The organism is Streptomyces sp. RLA131, from assembly GCF_056270125.1.
This window is the reverse complement of the sequence record NZ_JBWDOQ010000002.1, coordinates 2,942,087-2,960,462: the sequence shown is the minus strand read 5'-3', so window position 1 is coordinate 2,960,462 and position 18,376 is coordinate 2,942,087. Positions and strand designations below refer to the sequence as shown.

The following is an 18,376-nucleotide window of genomic DNA, read 5'->3' as shown; positions in this document are numbered from 1 at the left end:
GCGCGAAACCCCCACGCGTCCTGCTGACCGGCTCCGTAAGGATGTACGGGAGGGTGCGCGGCGGGTCCACGGCCGATCCCGGCACGGGCTTCGTGCCCGTTGACGCGAGCGGATCCCAGGCGGCCGGCACCTCGCGCGGCAGCGGGCCGGGCGGCCAGGGGTTGAGCACCAGACGGCCCCGTGAGGCCTCCACGGCGGCCACTCCGGCCCGGACGGCCCCGAGCGGGATCTCCAGCTGCAGGGAGGGCGCCCGGGCGCGGGCGAACAGCGTCCCGGCGGCACCGATGCCCTCCGGCGACAGCCGGGCGTTGGCGCCCGGCGAGACCACGATGCTGTTGTCACCGCCGGGGTCGACGGTGATCAGAGCGACGCCGGTCGGCGCGTCGCCGCTCAGGAGGGCATCGGTGTCGACCCCAGCAGCCCGCACGAGTCGACGACCAGCCGGCCGAGCGTCGTCGTCGCCGACCCCGGCCAGGAGCGCCGTACGGGCGCCGGGGCGGGTGGCGGCCATGGCCTGGTCGGCGGCCTTGCCGCCGGGGTTGGGTCACCAGGTCGGAGCCGAGGACCGTCTCACCGGCCGCCGGCCGCCGGACGACCCGGACCACGAGGTCGGCGTTGGCCGACCCGACGACAGCACCTGGAATTCGTGCATGGTCCCGAGGTTGTCCACAGGCCTCGGCGGGATGTCGGTGGTCGGCGGTACCTTCGGATCAGTTCTTCGCACGAGGGAGCACGAGGGAGGAGGCCCGGGCCGTGGGGGAGTTGAGACTTGCCGTCGTCGAGGGCGTCCTGGAACGGATCACGTACGCGAACGAGGACAACGGCTACACCGTCGCCAGGGTCGACACCGGGCGGGGCAGCGGCGATCTGCTGACCGTCGTCGGCTCGCTGCTGGGCGCGCAGCCGGGCGAGTCCCTGCGCATGGAGGGACGCTGGGGGTCCCATCCGCAGTACGGCAAGCAGTTCACCGTCGAGAACTACACCACCGTCCTGCCCGCCACGATCCAGGGCATCCGGCGCTATCTCGGCTCGGGGCTCATCAAGGGCATCGGCCCCCGCATCGCCGACCGGATCGTGGAGCACTTCGGCACCGACACCCTCGATGTGATCGAGGGCGAGCCCCGGCGCCTGGTCGAGGTGCCCGGGCTCGGCCCCAAGCGGACCAAGCTCATCGGGGCGGCGTGGGAGGAGCAGAAGGCCATCAAGGAGGTCATGGTCTTCCTCCAGGGTGTGGGGGTCTCCACCTCCATCGCGGTCCGGATCTACAAGAACTACGGCGACGCGTCGATCTCCGTGGTCCGCAACCAGCCCTACCGGCTGGCCGCCGACGTCTGGGGCATCGGCTTCCTCACCGCCGACCGGATCGCCCAGGCGGTCGGCATACCGCACGACAGCCCCGAAAGAGTGAAGGCCGGTCTGCAGTACGCCCTCTCGCAGGCGACGGACAACGGCAACTGCTTCCTGCCCGAGGAGCGTCTGCTGGCGGACGCCGTGAAGCTGCTGCAGGTGGACACCGGGCTGGTCATCGACTGTCTGCGCGAGCTGGCGGCGGAGGAGGGCGTGGTCCGCGAAGCCGTCCCCGCTCCGGACGGCGGCGATCCGGTCCAGGCGGTCTACCTGGTGCCGTTCCACCGGGCCGAGCTGTCGCTGGCGGCGTCACTGCGGCGGCTGCTGCACGGCCCGGAGGACCGTATGCCCGCCTTCCGGGACGTCGAGTGGGACAAGGCACTTGTCTGGCTCGCGGAGCGCACAGGGGCCGACCTGGCGCCCGAGCAGCAGCAGGCGGTGCGGCTGGCCCTGACGGAGAAGGTCGCCGTGCTGACCGGTGGCCCGGGCTGCGGCAAGTCCTTCACCGTGAAGTCGGTGGTGACGCTGGCGCAGGCCAAGAAGGCCAAGGTGGTGCTCGCCGCACCCACCGGCCGGGCCGCCAAGCGGCTGGCGGAGCTGACCGGCGCCGAGGCCTCAACGGTGCACCGGCTGCTGGAACTGAAGCCGGGCGGGGACGCCGCGTACGACCGGGACCGGCCGCTGGACGCCGATCTGGTGGTGGTCGACGAGGCCTCGATGCTCGATCTGCTGCTCGCCAACAAGCTGGTGAAGGCGATCCCTCCGGGCGCCCATCTGCTCTTCGTGGGCGATGTGGACCAGCTGCCCAGTGTCGGCGCGGGCGAGGTGCTGCGGGATCTGCTGGCCGAGGGCGGTCCGGTCCCGGCGGTCCGGCTCACCCGGATCTTCCGCCAGGCCCAGCAGTCCGGCGTGGTCACCAACGCCCACCGGATCAATTCCGGGCTCCACCCGGTCACCCAGGGTCTGCCGGACTTCTTCCTCTTCGCCGAGGAGGACGCCGAGGAGGCCGGCCGGCTCACGGTCGACGTCGTGGCCCGCCGCATCCCGCAGAAGTTCGGTCTCGACCCGCGCCGGGACGTCCAGGTGCTGGCCCCCATGCACCGGGGTCCGGCCGGCGCCGGCGTGCTCAACGGTCTGCTCCAGCAGGCGGTGACGCCCGCCCGGCCCGATCTGCCCGAGCGGCGCTTCGGCGGCCGGACCTTCCGGGTGGGCGACAAGGTCACCCAGATCAGAAACAACTATGACAAGGGGGCCAACGGCGTCTTCAACGGCACCGTTGGGGTCGTCACGTCGCTGGACACCGTCGAGCAGCGGCTCACCGTACTGACCGACGAGGACGAGGAGATCGCATACGACTTCGACGAACTGGACGAACTGGCCCACGCCTATGCCGTGACCATCCACCGATCCCAGGGCAGCGAGTACCCGGCGGTGGTGATCCCGGTCACCACGGGGGCGTGGATGATGCTGCAGCGCAATCTGCTTTACACGGCGGTCACTCGTGCGAAACGCCTGGTCGTACTGGTCGGATCGCGCAGGGCGATAGGCCAGGCAGTGCGTACGGTCTCGGCGGGCCGGCGCTTCACGGCTCTCGACCACCGGCTGTCCGGCGCGGCAAAATAGGCACCGGGTGCCAGCTACCGACCCTATGGATGACCCCGAGTGCACAGAGCCACGCCAAATGGGGGACAGTAGGGGTAGTCAGGGCACCTCGAAACCTCGATGAAGAGGCCACGACGTCGGTGAGGGAATGACGTGAGCGACAACTCTGTAGTACTGCGGTACGGGGACAACGAGCACCGCTATCCGGTGATCGAAGGAACCGTCGGCGACAACGGCTTCGACATCGGCAAGCTGCGAGCCGACACCGGTCTGGTAACCCTGGACAGCGGCTACGGCAACACCGCGGCCTACAAGTCCGCGATCACCTACCTCGACGGCGAGCAGGGCATCCTGCGGTACCGGGGCTACCCGATCGAGCAGATCGCCGAGCGGGGCTCCTTCCTGGAGACCGCCTACCTGCTGATCAACGGCGAGCTCCCGACCGTGGACGAGCTCTCCGCCTTCCGTGGCGACATCACCCAGCACACGCTGCTGCACGAGGACGTCAAACGGTTCTTCCAGGGATTCCCGCGCGACGCCCACCCGATGGCCATGCTGTCCTCGGTCGTCAGCGCGCTGTCCACCTTCTACCAGGACAGCCACAACCCGTTCGACGAGAAGCAGCGTTACCTCTCGACGATCCGCCTCCTCGCGAAGCTTCCTACGATCGCGGCCTACGCGTACAAGAAGTCGATCGGTCACCCCTTCGTCTACCCGCGCAACGACCTCGGCTACGTCGAGAACTTCCTGCGCATGACGTTCGCGGTGCCGGCCGAGGAGTACGAGCTCAACCCGGTCGTCGTCGACGCCCTGGACAAGCTGCTGATCCTGCACGCGGACCACGAGCAGAACTGTTCGACCTCCACGGTGCGTCTGGTCGGATCCTCGCAGGCCAACCTGTTCGCCTCCATCTCGGCAGGCATCAACGCGCTGTGGGGCCCCCTGCACGGTGGCGCCAACCAGAGCGTGCTGGAGATGCTGGAAGGCATCCAGGCCGCCGGCGGCGACGTCGACTCCTTCATCCGCAAGGTGAAGAACAAGGAGGACGGCGTCCGCCTGATGGGCTTCGGCCACCGCGTCTACAAGAGCTTCGACCCCCGGGCGAAGATCATCAAGTCCGCGGCCCACGATGTCCTCTCCGCGCTCGGCAAGTCCGACGAGCTGCTGGACATCGCGCTCAAGCTCGAAGAGCACGCGCTGAGCGACGAGTACTTCATCCAGCGCAACCTCTACCCGAACGTGGACTTCTACACCGGTCTGATCTACCGGGCCATGGGCTTCCCGAGCACCATGTTCACCGTGCTCTTCGCGCTCGGCCGGCTTCCCGGCTGGATCGCCCAGTGGCACGAGATGATCAAGGAGCCCGGCTCCCGCATCGGCCGCCCGCGCCAGATCTACACCGGGGTCGAGATCCGCGACTACGTCCCGGTCGAAGGCCGCTGACCGAGGCACGAGCCGCCGCAGGCAGGCGCAGGCCGGCGAAACGCCGGTCACGGACAAGAGAAGCGCCCCGCGCCCAATCCCCCCACGGGTTGGACACGGGGCGTTCCCGTTCCCCGGAGCGGCTCCCCCCACGGGGCCGTACCGGGCGTTCTTTGGGTGCGCTCGCCTTGACCTGGACCAAGTCGTCCGGGAGGGCCGCTCAAAGCTCTCCGTCCGCTTCGCCCCGGCAACACGACCGGGCTGTCCCCCAAAGACAACCCGCTCATCATCTCACCGAGTCCGCCGGGAGCCCGGTGTCTTCGCTCGGATAGACCCGCCTCTAGACCAAAAGGTTACGTTCCAGCCAGTGTGATGTCTGTCTCTGCGGTCATTTCGGTCCGTTACCCACCCCCGGTGAAGGTGTCCGGACAGCGTCCCGTAGCGTGCTGTCCCTCCTTGAGGGGCGGAGAGTGATGTCGGAGAACGCGAGTACGGGCCGGAACGTCGTTGTCACCGGTGGAGGTACGGGCATCGGGCGGGCGGTGGCCACCCGGTTCGCGGAGGCGGGCGACCATGTGACCATCGTCGGCCGTCGCCGCGAGGTGCTCCAGGCCACGGCCGAAGAACTACGTACCAAATACGACCTTGACGTGACACCGGTGGCCAGTGACCTCGCCGACCCCGACGACGTCGAGGCCGCGCTGGACCGGCTGCCCGACCGGATCGATGTCCTGGTCAACAACGCGGGCAGCCGCGAACTCGCGGTCGGTGCCGGTCCGCACGGAGTGCTCGCCCGCTGGCGGGGTGACTTCGAGCGCAACGTCCTGACCGCCGTACTGCTCACCGAGTCCGCCCGCGACCGCTTCCCCGAGGGCGGCCGGGTGATCACCGTGACCTCGGTGGCCGCGCTGCGCGGCGGCGGATCGTACGGGGCCTCCAAGGCAGCTCTGCACGCCTGGAACCACTCGTTGGCCGCCCAGCTCGGCCCGCAGGGCGTGACCTGCAACATCGTCGCCCCCGGCACTGTCGCGGGCACCGAGTTCTTCGGCGCCAGGCTCAATGACGCAGAGCTGACCCGGCGGGCCGGGCGCACGCTGATCGGCCGGGTCGGGCGGCCGGCCGACGTCGCGTCAGCGGTGGTGTTCCTGGCTTCGCCGGAGGCCGGCTTCATCACGGGCGAGATCCTCCAGTGCAACGGCGGCGAACTGCTCGGCCGCTGACCGCGTCGTCCCCGGGGAGCACTCCCCGGGGACGACAGGCACAGGACAGGCGCCGGCCGCCCTGCCACCTGAGGACGACCGCTTCTCGGGCAGCCCCTGGGAATGCCCCCTATTCCGGCGAAACCCCATTGCCCGACCCGTCCGGCCCCTGCCAGCGTTGACAGCGCCGGCCGGACGCGAGGCCTCCGGGGAGCCGGGAAGAAGGGTGGCGGCGTGGACGTTGGGTCATTTGTGTCGTCCTTCGACTTCACGGCCGGGCTGGACGCGTATCTGCGCGACGGCCACGTGATCTTCGCCTACGCGGTGCTGGTGGCCACCACCGCACCGCCGCTGGTGCCCAACGCCGCCCTGCTGGTCACCGGCGGGGTCCTGGCGGCCGAGGGGCGGCTGAGCATCGCGCTGGTCCTGCTGGTGGTGGCCTGCAGCGCCCTGGCCGGGGACCTGCTGATCCACCGTACGGGCCGGGCCGTCAGCGGCCGGGTGCTCATCCGGCTCTACCGGCGGCCCCGTCGGCGCGCCCTTCTGGAATGGGCCAGCACCCGGATCCAGCGGCACGGCGTTCCGTTCGTGATCGGCGTGCGCTTTCTCCCCAGTGGCCGGGTGATCGGCGGCCTCGCGGCCGGAATCGTACGGTATCCGGCCCGTCGTTACGCGATCGGCGCCGGCGTGGCCGAGGCGGTCTGGGCGACCTACTCGGTGGGGCTCGGCTACTTCGGCGGACTCGCCACCTCCAACGCGCTCTACGCGGTCGGGGTCGGCCTCGGCGTGTCGGTGCTGGTGGCGTGCCTGGGCACCGCCGTCCAGTGGGTCGCCCGGCGGCGCGACGGCGGCCCGGAGCTGGTGGTGGCGGCCGGCGGCGGCGCCGTGGTCCCGCGCGTGCCAGGCCCCTCGGTGGCCGGGCAATCGCCCTCGCTGCCGGGCCCGGCCCTTGCCGAGCCTTCTCAGCCCAGGGCCATCGGGCCGGTGCCCACCCGCGGGGCGAGATAGCCGTACAGCGCCTTCTTCAGCTCGGCGACGTAGGCGTCCTGCTCCTCGTCCTCGTTCGCGAGCACCAGGACGAGCCCTGCCTTGAACATCCCGAAGGCCATCGCGGCGACGCGGGCCCGCTCGACCGCGGACAGACCGGGCGCGCGCAGGCCGATCAGGGTGTCCACGCGCTGGAGCAGGGTGCTGTGCAGCGCGTCGTGCTCCTTGGCGATCACGCCGGGCACGTCGCCGTCGTGCACCAGGGCGAGGAAGACGGGGTTCTCGCAGTTGAAGGCGATGAAGGGGTCGACGATGACATCGATCATCCGGTCCAGCGGCAGCGCGGCGTTCTCGGCGGTGAACAGCTCGCCGTAGGTCTCCTGCATGCGGTGGACGAGGTTGCCGCCGAGCTCGATCGCGATGGCCTCCTTGTTCGGGAAGAACTGGTAGAGCGTGCCGGGGGAGACGCCAGCCTCGCGGGCGATCGCGTTGGTGCTGGCGGCGGTGTAGCCGAGCCTGCCGAACACCTCGGCCGCGGCCTCCAGCAGCTGCGCTGCGCGCCGCTCACCGCGCGCCTGGCGGCGGCGCGGCCTCTCGTCCTCGGACACGGTCACGTGTAATCCCCAATCACCATTGACAAACGCGAGACATCGCTCGCATTCTGGAAACGCGAGTGACCGCTCGCGTTCGTCATCGCCAGTCTACGGCGGCCTCAAGGGGGAGGGGACACCTCTGTCATGCCAGATGTCAACCGCGAGCGTGCGGTAGGGGGCTGGACGAGAGTCGTAACGGCCCGGCCGCGGCTCACCCTGCTGCTCGCACTGCTCTTCACCGCTCTTGCCGTGGTCGCCGGAAGCGGTGTCGCGGACCGGCTGGCCGGCGGCGGCTGGGAGGCCCCGGACTCGCAGTCGTCCTATGCGAACGAGGCGCTGGAGCGGTACTTCCCGGACTCGCAGCCCAATCTGATCCTTCTGGTCGACAGCCGTGGCGCCGGGGTCGACGATCCGGAGGTCGCGGCCGAGGCGCGCGCTCTCGCCCGCAGACTCGACGCCGACAAGGCCGTCACCGGAGTCACCTCCTACTGGAGCACCTCGGCCCCCGCGCTGCGGGCCGAGGACGGTGGCGAGGCCATGATCGCGGCCCGGATCGGCGGCAGTGACGATGCGATCGGCAGGGCCGTCGACCGCCTCATGCCCGAATTCCGCGGCGTGCACGGGCCCGTGGAGGTCAGGGTGGGCGGGCAGGCCGCCATGCGGCACGAGATGCAGAGCACCATCAAGGAGGATCTCGCCCGCGCCGAGCTGATCGCTCTGCCCGTCACCCTGGTGCTGCTGGTCATGGTCTTCGGCAGCGCGGTGGCCGCCCTGCTGCCGCTGGGGGTGGGCATCGTCGCCATCCTGGGGACCAATGCCGTGCTGCGCGGCATCACCGCCTTCGCCGACGTCTCGATCTTCGCGCAGAATCTGACCACCGCCCTCGGTCTCGGACTCGCCATCGACTACGCCCTGTTCATCGTGCGGCGCTTCCGCGAGGAACTGGCGGCGGGCGCCGAACCCCCGCAGGCCGTCGCGGCCACCCTGCGCACAGCCGGACGCACGGTGCTCTTCTCCGCTCTGACCGTGGCCGCCTCGCTCTCCGCGATGTTCCTCTTCCCGCAGTACTTCCTGCGCTCCTTCGCCTACGCCGGGATCGCGGTGGTGCTGCTCGCAGCCGCTGCCGCGCTGGTCATCCTGCCCGCCGCCCTGGTCCTGCTCGGGCACCGGGTCAACGCACTCGACCTGCGCAAACTGCTCCGGCGCCGCGAACAGAGCCCTGAGAATGCGGGCGCCGGCTATGCGCGGCTGGCCGGGCTGGTGATGCGCCGGGCGCCGCTGTTCGCGGCAGGCACCATCGCGGCCCTGGTGCTGCTCGGGCTGCCCTTCCTGCGGGTGGAGTTCGGCACGGCCGACGACCGGCAGCTGCCGGCCACGGCGGAGGCCCATGTCGTCCAGCAGCACATACGCGACGCGTTCCCCGGCAACCCTGGCGGCGAGATCACCGTCCTGGCCGAGGATGCTCCCAGCGCTTCCCGGCTCGCCGACTACAGCTCCAGGCTCTCCCGGCTCGACGGGGTCGTCTCGGTCGACGGCCCGGCCGGCCAGTACGCGAACGGCAGACGGACCGCAGCGCCGGGGCCGGCCGAAGCGGCCCGCAGCAGCGCGGAGGGCGCGGCGTACCTCACCGTGCTGCCCAAGGGGGAGGCCGTGGACGCCTCCAGCCAGGACCTGGTCGGCGAGATACGGGCGGTCGACACACCGTTCCGGGTCTCGGTCACCGGTACGGCCGCGGTCCTGGTGGACACCAAGCAGGTCATCGGCGACCGGTTGCCGTGGGCGGCCGGTCTGATCGTGATGGTCACGCTGCTGCTGGTCTTCCTGCTCACCGGCAGCGTGGTGATCCCGCTCCAGGCCGTGCTGCTCAACGCGCTCAGTCTGACGGCGATGTTCGGCGCGGTGGTGTGGGTGTTCCAGGAGGGGCATCTGTCCGGGCTGCTCGGCTTCACCGCGACCGGCAGTATCGAGACCACGCTTCCCGTGCTGATGTTCTGCGTGGCCTTCGGCCTGTCCATGGACTACGGGGTCTTCCTGCTCTCCCGGATAAAGGAGGAGTACGACCGCACCGGCGACCACCGGGGTTCGGTGGTGTTCGGGGTGCGCCGTACCGGAGGGCTCATCACGGCCGCCGCGGTGATCCTCGCCGTCGTGATGGTGGCCATCGGCACCTCAAGGATCGCCAACACCAAGATGCTCGGGCTCGGTATCGCGCTGGCCGTGCTGATGGACGCGATGGTGATCCGCACGCTGCTGGTGCCGGCCGTGATGCGGCTGACCGGGCAGGCCACCTGGTGGGCACCGCGTCCGCTGCGGGCCCTGCACGACCGGTTCGGGCTCAGCGATGGCGGGGAGCCGGTGGAGGCCCCGTCCCACGAGGTGGAGCGGGACCCCGAGCCCGTGAGTACTGCCTGACCGGCCGTCAACCGGAATCCCGGCGGCTGCGGTTGCTCCCCGGCCGCCGGGAGCTCCATGCCCTGATCGTGTCCGCGTACCAGAACGGCTTGCCGCCCTCCACCACGTCCGGCGGGGGCAGGTGGCCGTGCTTGCGGTAGGAGCGCACGGTGTCGACCTGCACCCTGATGTGCGCGGCGATCTCGGCGTATGACCACAGCGTCCGATCGGTCATCCTCGCGTACCTCCCTGAGGGCTGTCGGAGCGTCAGCTTCGCCGGGACAAACGACACGCCTCGCCGGCCGAACGGGCCTGTTGATCATCTGTTACGCGGAACCCGCACAACAGTGACAAAAGTAGCGAATTCTTCACCAGTAAACTGTGCGAACGATCGTGCTAAAATCTTCCTATGAAGAACCCCACCACCGCGCTTCTTCGAACGGTCCTCAACGCCACCTCGGTCGTTGCCCCGAGGGTGGCCGGGAGAGGGGCGACGGCTCTCTTCAGCCGTCCGGTCATCCGTGCCGGACTGCGCCCTACGGAAGAAGAGCTGATGGCCGAGGCGCGGACGGACCGGCTGTCGGTGAACGGCAAACAGGTGGCGACGTACCGCTGGGGGAGCGGTGAGCGGCCGGTGCTGCTGGTTCACGGCTGGCAGTCCAGGGCCTCCCGGCTGGCGGGGGTCATCACCGCGCTCCGCGAGAAGGGGTACAGCCCGGTCACTTTCGACGCCCCCGGACACGGCGCATCCGCGGGGCGGGCCACCACCATCCTGGAATACCGGGAGGTGATCCGGAAACTGCACCAGGAACAGGGGGACTTCGAAGCGATCGTGGCCCACTCGTTCGGGGTGATGGCGGCCTTCTACGCCCTGCGCGGCGAGGTTCGGACGGGACGCCTGGTGGCGATAGCCGGTGTCGCCGAACTGGACCTGCTCATCGACCAGTTCTGCACGACCCTGGGCCTGCGGGGCCGTCTCCGGGCGGAGTTCCGGCGCGAGCTGGAGGGCCGGTGGTCACCGGGCGAGCCCGAACCGTGGAAGTTGTGGACGGCCACGTACCGGCCCTGGCAGATCGAGGTGCCGCTGCTGGTGATCCATGACGAGGACGACGATCTGATCCCGGTGGGCCAGGCCCGACTGCTGGCCGGTGCCTACGGCAGCCGGGCCCGGCTGGTCACCACCCGGGGGCTGGGCCACCGGCGGATCCTCGGCGCCCCGGAGGTCATCGCCGCCGTACGGGAGTTCGTTGCCCTGGACCCGCCGGGGCCGGAGGTGGCCGGCCCCGGTCAGCTCTCGCGGGACCCGGTCCCTGGCTCTGCCGCCGACTCCGACCCGGACTCCGGCTCTGACTCCGGCTCTGACCCGGACTGGTAGGAGGCGGGCAGCGCGGAGGGATCGAGGGCCACGCTCCGCAGCCGGTTGAGGACCGCGGTGCCGGCCCTGCCGTAGGCCGACGCGTCGTCGAAGAGAACGGACTGCGCGTTGGCCGCTTCGAGCAGCGCGATGATCTCGAAGGTCAGCTGCGGCACGTCCAGTTCCGCCTGGAGTTCGCCGGCCTGCCGGGCCTTGTCGACCGTGGACTCCACATAGCCGATCCACTCCTCGCGCGCGGTCGCGATCAGATCGTGGACCGGGCCGCTGCGGGCGTCGAACTCGGCCGACACCGCGAGAAAGAAGCAGCCCCCGGGGAAGACCCGGCGTCGGGAATAGGCCAGATACGAGTCGGTGAGCCGCCACACCCGGGCCAGGCCGGCCGGCAGTACGCGCGACGGAGCGACGACCTCCTCGACGTACACCTCGCGGGCCGCCCGTACCGTCGCCAGTTGCAGCCCCTCCTTGGAGCCGAAGAGCGCGAAGACCCCGCTCTTGCTCAGCCCCAGCTCGGTGGCCAGACGTCCCAGGGAAAGCCCTTCGAGACCTTCCACGGAGGCGATCTCCATCGTCCGGCCCAGCACCAGCCGCCGCGTCTGGTTCCCGCGCTCGACCCGGCCGTCCGTATGTGAAGCTGCCACTCGGCCATCGTACGCAAACGGCACGACCGCGCGGTCGGCACCGACGTAGGGTCGATCACGTGACGCCGACGAACACCGCAACGAACCCCGCGACGAACGCCACAACGAACCCCTTCTTCGCTCCGAGCACGCTTCCGTACGGTCTGCCGCCCTTCGCGGAGATCCGAGAGGAGCATTACGAGCCGGCCTTCCAGCGTGGCATGGCCGAGCAGCTCGCCGAGATCGCGGCCGTGGCGGGCAGCGACGAACCGCCGACGTACGAGAACACGATCGTGGCCCTGGAGCGCTCCGGGGTGCTGCTGCGCCGGGTCTCCCAGGTGTTCTCCAACCAGGCGGCGTCGGACACCAACGCCGCAGTCCAGGAGATCGAGGCCGCGATCAGCACCCGCCTCGCGGCCCACGACGACGCGATTCACCTCGACCCGGCCCTGTACGCCCGCATCGAGGCGCTGTACGACACCCGGCACGGGCTCGGTCTGGACGCCGAATCGCTACGGCTGCTGGAGCGCTACCGCACCCGCTTCGTACGGGCCGGTGCCCGGCTGCCGGAGGCGGGGCGGCAGCGGCTTCGTGAGCTGAACACCGAGATCGCCGCCGCGTCCACCACCTTCGAGCAGAATCTGTTCAGCGACACCAGGGCCGCCGCCCTCGTCCTCGACAGCGCCGAGGAACTCGCCGGGCTCTCCCCGGGCGCCATCGCCGCGGCGGCCGAGAACGGCCGCGCCCTCGGCCGCGACGGCGCCTTCGTCATCAACCTGAAGAACTTCTCCAACCAGCAGGAACTGGCCTCGCTGGACCGCCGAGACGTCCGTGAACGGCTGCTCGCCGCCTCCCTGGGGCGGGGCCTGAGCAGCAACCGCGGTCTGGTGGTCGGGCTCGCCCGGCTGCGCGCCGAACGGGCCGCCCTGCTGGGCCACGAGAGCCACGCCGCCCATGTCGTCGCCGACCAGACCGCGGGGACCACAGAGGCCGTCGCCTCCCTGCTGGCACGCCTGGTCCCGCCCGCCGTCGCCAACGCCGAGCGCGAGGCCGCGGCCCTGGCGGCGGCCTCCGGGCTGGAGGAGATCGCGGCCTGGGACTGGGCGTACTGGTCGGAGAAGGTCCGCAAGACCGAGTACGCCGTCGACTCCGCCGCCATGCGCCCGTACTTCGAGCTCGACCGGGTGCTCGTCGACGGCGTTTTCCATGCCGCCGGCCTGCTCTACGGGATCAGCTTCACCGAGCGCTCCGACCTGGCCGGATACCACCCCGACGTGCGCGTCTTCGAGGTGTTCGAGGAGGACGGCACGCCGCTGGGCCTCTACCTCGGTGACTTCCACGCCCGTGCCTCCAAGCGTGGCGGCGCCTGGATGAACAACCTCGTCGACCAGTCCGGGCTGCTCGGTGAGCGCCCGGTGGTGGTCAACAACCTCAACATCGCCAGGCCCGCCCCGGGTGAGCCGACGCTGCTGGCCTTCGACGAGGTCAACACCCTCTTCCACGAGTTCGGCCACGCCCTGCACGGACTGTTCTCCGACGTCCGCCATCCCTTCTTCTCCGGCACCGCCGTCCCGCGCGACTTCGTCGAATACCCCTCCCAGGTCAACGAGATGTGGGCGGCGTGGCCGGAGATCCTCGCCAACTACGCCCGTCACCACGAGACCGGTGAGCCCATGCCGCAGGAACTGGTGGCCAGGATGGAGGCCGCCGACCGCTTCGGTCAGGGTTTCCGTACGGTCGAGTATCTGGCCGCCGCCCTGCTCGACTGGGCCTGGCACACCATCCCGGCCGGTACCGACCCGGGCGAGGCCGAGGCGTTCGAGGCCGCGGCGCTCCAGGCGGCCGGAGTGGCGCTGCCCGCGATTCCGCCGCGCTACCGCTCCACGTACTTCGCGCACATCTTCGCGCACGGCTACAGCGCCGGGTACTACTCCTACATCTGGAGCGAGGTGCTGGACGCCGACACCGTCGAGTGGTTCAAGGAGAACGGCGGTCTGCGACGCGAGAACGGCGACACCTTCCGCCGCGAACTGCTCTCCAAGGGTGGCAGCGTCGACTCGCTGGCAGCCTTCGAGGCATTCCGGGGCCGCGCGCCGCGCATCGAGCCGTTGCTCGACCGCCGGGGCCTGGCCGGCTGAGCCAGAGACTGACCCCGCGGCTGAGCCAGAGGCGGACCCTGCGGCTGAGCCCGCGGTGAGCCCTGGCGCCGGCCCCGAAGCCCGGGGGTCAGCCCAGGGTCACCTCGGCCGAGCCGGTCAGCGCCTCCAGGATCTGCTGACCGTACTTCGCGAGCTTGTTCTCGCCGACGCCGTTCACCGCGCCCAGCTGGTCGAGCGTCGTCGGCGGGGCGGTCGCGATCTCGCGCAGCGTCGCGTCGTGGAAGATCACATACGCGGGCACGCCCTGCTCCTTCGCTGTCGCGGCCCGCCAGGTCCGCAGCAGCTCGAAGACCGGCAGCGCCTCCTCCGGCAGGTCGACGGGCGCGGCCCGCCGCGAGCCCCCGCCGGCCCGCCCTGCCTTGGCGGCCTTCGCGGTCTTCTCCGGTTCCCGGCGCAGCTGCACCTGCCGGTGTCCGCCGAGCACCTCGCCGCTGCCGTCGGTCAGCACCAGGGTTCCGTAGTCGCCTTCCACGGCGATCAGGCCCTGAGCGAGCAACTGACGGACCACGCCCCGCCATTCGGCTTCCTTGAGCTCCTCGCCGATGCCGAAGACCGACAGGCCGTCATGGTCGAACTGGATGACCTTCGCCGTCTTCTTCCCGAGCAGGATGTCGATGATCTGGCCGGCCCCGAACTTCTGGCCGCGCTCCCGCTTGAGCCGCACCACGGTCGACAGCAGTTTCTGCGCGGGTACGGTGCCGTCCCACGCCTCGGGAGGCGTGAGGCAGGTGTCGCAGTTGCCGCAGGGCTCCGACTTCTGGCCGAAGTACGCCAGCAGCCGGACCCGGCGGCACTCCACCGTCTCGCACAGGGCCAGCATGGCGTCGAGATGCGCGGCGAGCCGCCGCCGGTGGGCCTCGTCACCCTCCGAGGTGTCGATCATCTTGCGCTGCTGGACGACATCCTGGAGTCCGTACGCCAGCCAGGCCGTGGACGGCAGTCCGTCGCGCCCGGCCCGGCCGGTCTCCTGGTAGTAGCCCTCGATGGACTTCGGGAGGTCGAGGTGGACGACGAAGCGGACGTCCGGTTTGTCGATGCCCATGCCGAAGGCGATGGTGGCGACGACCACCAGCCCGTCCTCGCGCAGGAAGCGGGACTGGTTGGCGGCCCGTGTCCGCGCGTCGAGCCCCGCGTGGTACGGCACCGCCTCGATGCCGTTCTTCACCAGGAACTCCGCGGTCTTGTCCACCGAGGCCCGGGACAGGCAGTAGACGATGCCGGCGTCGCCCGGGTGCTCGGTGCGCAGCAGCTGCAGCAGCTGCCGCCTGGGCTCGTCCTTGGGCGCGATCCGGTACTGGATGTTGGGGCGGTCGAAGCTCGCCACGAAGTGCCGCGCGTCCTGAAGCTTCAGCCGCGCCGCGATCTCCCCGTGCGTCGCCTCCGTCGCGGTCGCCGTCAGCGCGATCCGGGGCACCTCGGGCCAGCGTTCGTGCAGCTCGGACAGGGCCAGGTAGTCGGGGCGGAAGTCGTGGCCCCACTGGGCGACGCAGTGCGCCTCGTCGATCGCGAACAGCGACACCTTGCCCCGGTCCAGCAGCCGCAGGGTCGTCTCGACCCGCAGCCGTTCCGGCGCCAGGTAGAGCAGATCCAGCTCGCCCGCCAGGAACTCGGCCTCCACCAGCCGCCGTTCGTCCATGTCCTGGGTGGAGTTCAGGAACCCGGCCCGCACGCCGAGGGCGCGCAGCGCGTCCACCTGGTCCTGCATGAGCGCGATCAGCGGCGACACGACGACCCCGACCCCGTCCCGTACGAGGGCCGGGATCTGGTAGCACAGGGACTTGCCGCCACCGGTCGGCATCAGTACGAGCGCGTCGCCGCCCGACACCACATGTTCGATGATGTCCTGCTGCTCACCCCGGAAGGCGTCGTAGCCGAAGACCCGGTGCAGTACGTCGAGCGCGGCAGTCATCCGGGCAGTCTACGGGTGCGGTGGCGGCAGCCTCAAAATGACCGAGTACTGTCATGCTGAGGTGCCCGGCATTTCCCGAACGGCCGCATCGGGGGCGTAAGCCGGGTAACCGGTGAATTTCCCGACGACCCGCCGGTCAGGAGGAGAACGGCCGAGTCGGGTCAATTGACTTCAACCGGCGCTTTGTCGTCATCGCTCCCCGCGCGGGACGGGGAAAGGGGGCCGGTGTCCCTTGTTCTGCGTCCTCGCCGTGTGCGAGAGTGTGCACATCTTGTCGGTGCGCGGACAATTGCTGTCCTCGCGTGAGTGTTTCGACCCATTCCTCACCTTGCCACCGAAAAGCCGCGCATTGGTTCGTACCTTTTCCTGTTCGACCCCTGGAAGGGAATGGAGACGTGAGAGATTCCGTCCTGTCGAATTCTCCGGATGTAGCTCGAATGTTCGATGCGACGGATGAACAGCTCACAGTGGAACTGCGGAAGTCCTCCGGAAAGAGGCCCGCGCACTATCCGGTCAGTGAGTTGCTGACCCGCCACTGGGAGGCGGTCTCCGGGTACGCGGGCCTGTGCACCACCGGTCCGCAAGCGGCGGGAATACTGACCGCCACCACCTTCACCCGGGTGTTCGGCGAGGCGCTGCGGCAGACCGGACCGACCTCGGCCTGGCGGCCACATCTGCTGGCCACCGTACGCGGCATCGTCGGGGAGTGGGAAACCGGCGAACGCCAGAACCTGATCCACTCGGAGCTGCGGTCCCGGCCGCATGCGCGGGATCGTTCCCCTTTGCGCCTTCCGCCCGCGGATGACCGGCGCCTGGTGTTCCGCGCCTTCCAGTCGCTTCCGGAATCCGCCTGTTGCCTCCTGTGGCACACAGCGGTGGAGGCGGAGGGAATCGTAATTCCGGCCGGTCTGCTGGGCCTCGGCGCGGAGGAAGCCTCCGTCGAGTTGGAACGGGCCCGCGTACTCTTCCGCGAAGGCTGTCTGCGGGCCCACAGTGATCTCGCGCCGATGGAGGAGTGCCGCCAGTTCAGCCGGCTGCTCGACGTTTCCGTACGACGCGGCAACACCGCACTCGATCCTGATCTGCGCCGGCACATGACGCGCTGCGGACACTGCCGTCTGGCCGCCGGCCAGCTGGACCACTCCCGCGGGCGTGCGGCGCTCCTCCTGGCGGAGGCGTTCCTCGGATGGGGAGCGCGGGACTACCTCGACGCCAGGCGCGGCCGTCGGGCCGCCATCGCCGACGCCGACCTGACCGCCGGGCCGGTACCGGCCCCCGGCGCGGCGCCGGCGGCCGCCCCGGGCGCTTTCCCGGTCCCGGTGCAGCTGGGGGCCTCGGTACCGCTGCCGCCTCCGGCCCCGGTTCACGTTCCGGCTCCGTCGCCGACGGCGGTGCCGCTGCCGTCCGAGGTACGGGCCCCGGGAACCGGCCCCCGTCATTCGACCCGAAGCCGAAGCCGGGCCCGGGCCCGGCAGCGCCCGGTCTTCCCGCTCGGCCGGCAGCTCGCCCTGGTCGCCATGGGGATCAGCGTCTGCGTCCTCGTGCCGCTGGCCCTGTGGTCCAGCCCCTGGTCCGACGACAAGGAGAGCGCCGCCCAGACCGGTGTCCCCACCAGCTCCCGGACGGGCGCCTCCCTCCCCGGGTCGCTGCAGTCGTGGATCGCGGCCGGTGAGCCGTCGGCCGAGGGACTGAACGGCCGCCTGCGCGACGCGGCGACCGGCCTGTGCATCGACATCGACGGCGGAAAGGCCGTCGCGCGTGCCGAGCTGGTCGCGTCGAAGTGCAACTCCTCGGCGACCCAGCAGTGGGCGTACGAGCCCGACGGGCTGCTGCGCAGCCTCGCCGGCCGGGACCTCTGCCTCAACTCCCGCCGGAGCTTCTCGATCGAGCTGGACAGCTGCACGGCTGCCGGCAAGGCGGGCGCCAAGAACGTCCGCTACGACTTCACCGTCCAGGGCACCCTGGTCCCCCGCTGGAACCAGGAACTCGCCATGACCCCGGTGTCGTCGAAGAGCGGCGCCGCCCTGGCCCTCAAGTCCCGCGACGGCAGCGCGCTCCAGCAGTGGCTGGCGGACACCTCAGGCGCCTCGCCGCAGACCGACTCCGTCTCCGGGGCGGCCACCGCCGACTCCGTGGTGCAGGTCGCCGCCACCGTCCGGTCATCCGTTTCCGAGGACTCCTCCGGCACGGCCACCGCTCCGCACGCCTCGGACTCCGGCTCCGGCGACTCGTCCGGCGACTCCTCCGGCGACTCGTCCGGCGACTCCTCCGGCCCGCAGTCGTCGGCCTCCAGCACGGGGCCGGACTCCTCCGCCTGCTCGTACTCCTGCTACGCCGACGGGCACGGCGGCCACTTCGGCTCCGGCTACTCCGGCGGGGGAGGCCACTGACGGCACGCCGGGATCACCGGGCCCGGGGGCGTCGCCGCAGTGACGGGCGGCGCCCCGGGGGTGCCTCTGCCGCCTGCGAAGCCAGTGAAATCCGGATGCGGCGGCCTGCCGGAAGGCCGCGGACGGGGAGCCCGTTCGGCCGGAGCCTCGGCAGGCGTACCGGCCCCGCCTGAAACGGTTTTTCGTGGCGGGCGCTCGGTCCGCTGAGGCCACCGGCCGCCACGCCGCATCACGGGAAGTCCGGCAGGAAGGCCGGACGGTCACCCTGACCTGTCGAGAAACAGACAGTGACGAGGTGCCCCCGGCAGGACTCGAACCTGCGGCCAAGCGCTTAGAAGGCGCCTGCTCTATCCACTGAGCTACGGGGGCTGGACGTGGCCGCCCG

Annotated in this window: 12 protein-coding genes, 1 tRNA gene and 1 pseudogene; 8 read left to right on the top strand and 6 right to left on the bottom strand. The window is 70.5% G+C overall.

The annotated features are described in order from the left end of the window. Positions 1–71 precede the first annotated feature (71 nt). Positions 72–644 (bottom strand): annotated as a pseudogene (locus tag RWE79_RS14385) (PfkB family carbohydrate kinase); the annotation flags it as partial. 109 nt (positions 645–753) lie between these two features. Between RWE79_RS14385 and recD2 the strand changes: the two are divergent. The 4 genes from recD2 (at position 754) to RWE79_RS14365 (ending at position 6,578) form a co-directional block, all read left to right on the top strand. After that, on the top strand, positions 754–2,970 hold the full coding sequence (gene recD2 / locus RWE79_RS14380; protein WP_475940466.1) for an SF1B family DNA helicase RecD2: 2,217 nt from the start codon (positions 754–756) through the stop codon (positions 2,968–2,970). Between the two features lie 132 nt (positions 2,971–3,102). Continuing rightward, positions 3,103–4,392, top strand: a complete 1,290-nt coding sequence (locus tag RWE79_RS14375; protein WP_475940465.1) for a citrate synthase — start codon at positions 3,103–3,105, stop codon at positions 4,390–4,392. A gap of 452 nt (positions 4,393–4,844) precedes the next feature. After that, on the top strand, positions 4,845–5,591 hold the full coding sequence (locus tag RWE79_RS14370) for an SDR family NAD(P)-dependent oxidoreductase (protein ID WP_475940464.1): 747 nt from the start codon (positions 4,845–4,847) through the stop codon (positions 5,589–5,591). Between the two features lie 213 nt (positions 5,592–5,804). Next, the gene (locus RWE79_RS14365) at positions 5,805–6,578 is read left to right on the top strand and encodes a DedA family protein (RefSeq protein ID WP_475940463.1); all 774 of its coding nucleotides are present in this window, start codon (positions 5,805–5,807) and stop codon (positions 6,576–6,578) included. Here the strand turns inward: RWE79_RS14365 and RWE79_RS14360 are convergent. After that, positions 6,533–7,171 (bottom strand): TetR/AcrR family transcriptional regulator, encoded by a 639-nt coding sequence (locus RWE79_RS14360; RefSeq protein WP_475940462.1) that lies wholly within the window; start codon positions 7,169–7,171, stop codon positions 6,533–6,535. The two genes, RWE79_RS14365 and RWE79_RS14360, sit on opposite strands and share 46 nt — an antisense overlap. 123 nt (positions 7,172–7,294) lie before the next feature. On the opposite strand from RWE79_RS14360, the gene RWE79_RS14355 reads away from it, so the two are divergent. Then, positions 7,295–9,562 (top strand): MMPL family transporter, encoded by a 2,268-nt coding sequence (locus RWE79_RS14355; protein WP_475940461.1) that lies wholly within the window; start codon positions 7,295–7,297, stop codon positions 9,560–9,562. A gap of 7 nt (positions 9,563–9,569) precedes the next feature. On the opposite strand, the gene RWE79_RS14350 is transcribed toward RWE79_RS14355, so the two are convergent. Next, the gene (locus RWE79_RS14350) at positions 9,570–9,776 is read right to left on the bottom strand and encodes a MarR family transcriptional regulator (protein ID WP_475940460.1); all 207 of its coding nucleotides are present in this window, start codon (positions 9,774–9,776) and stop codon (positions 9,570–9,572) included. A 174-nt stretch (positions 9,777–9,950) separates the two neighbouring features. Here RWE79_RS14350 and RWE79_RS14345 point away from each other — a divergent pair, with 174 nt between their 5' ends. Further along, positions 9,951–10,916 carry an alpha/beta hydrolase gene (locus RWE79_RS14345; RefSeq protein ID WP_475940459.1) on the top strand — a complete coding sequence of 322 codons (966 nt, stop codon included), beginning with the start codon at positions 9,951–9,953 and terminating at the stop codon, positions 10,914–10,916. On the opposite strand, the gene RWE79_RS14340 is transcribed toward RWE79_RS14345, so the two are convergent. Beyond that, on the bottom strand, positions 10,829–11,554 hold the full coding sequence (locus tag RWE79_RS14340) for a TetR/AcrR family transcriptional regulator (protein ID WP_475940458.1): 726 nt from the start codon (positions 11,552–11,554) through the stop codon (positions 10,829–10,831). The two genes, RWE79_RS14345 and RWE79_RS14340, sit on opposite strands and share 88 nt — an antisense overlap. A 59-nt stretch (positions 11,555–11,613) precedes the next feature. On the opposite strand from RWE79_RS14340, the gene RWE79_RS14335 reads away from it, so the two are divergent. Beyond that, positions 11,614–13,671 (top strand): M3 family metallopeptidase, encoded by a 2,058-nt coding sequence (locus tag RWE79_RS14335; protein WP_475940457.1) that lies wholly within the window; start codon positions 11,614–11,616, stop codon positions 13,669–13,671. Between the two features lie 88 nt (positions 13,672–13,759). Here the strand turns inward: RWE79_RS14335 and recQ are convergent, their stop codons facing one another. Continuing rightward, on the bottom strand, positions 13,760–15,601 hold the full coding sequence (gene recQ / locus RWE79_RS14330) for a DNA helicase RecQ (RefSeq protein WP_475940456.1): 1,842 nt from the start codon (positions 15,599–15,601) through the stop codon (positions 13,760–13,762). Between the two features lie 437 nt (positions 15,602–16,038). On the opposite strand from recQ, the gene RWE79_RS14325 reads away from it, so the two are divergent. Beyond that, complete coding sequence (locus tag RWE79_RS14325; RefSeq protein ID WP_475940455.1) at positions 16,039–17,991, top strand: RICIN domain-containing protein; 1,953 nt, start codon at positions 16,039–16,041, stop codon at positions 17,989–17,991. Between the two features lie 296 nt (positions 17,992–18,287). Here the strand turns inward: RWE79_RS14325 and RWE79_RS14320 are convergent. Continuing rightward, a tRNA-Arg gene (locus RWE79_RS14320) sits at positions 18,288–18,360 on the bottom strand. Between the last annotated feature and the right edge of the window lie 16 nt (positions 18,361–18,376).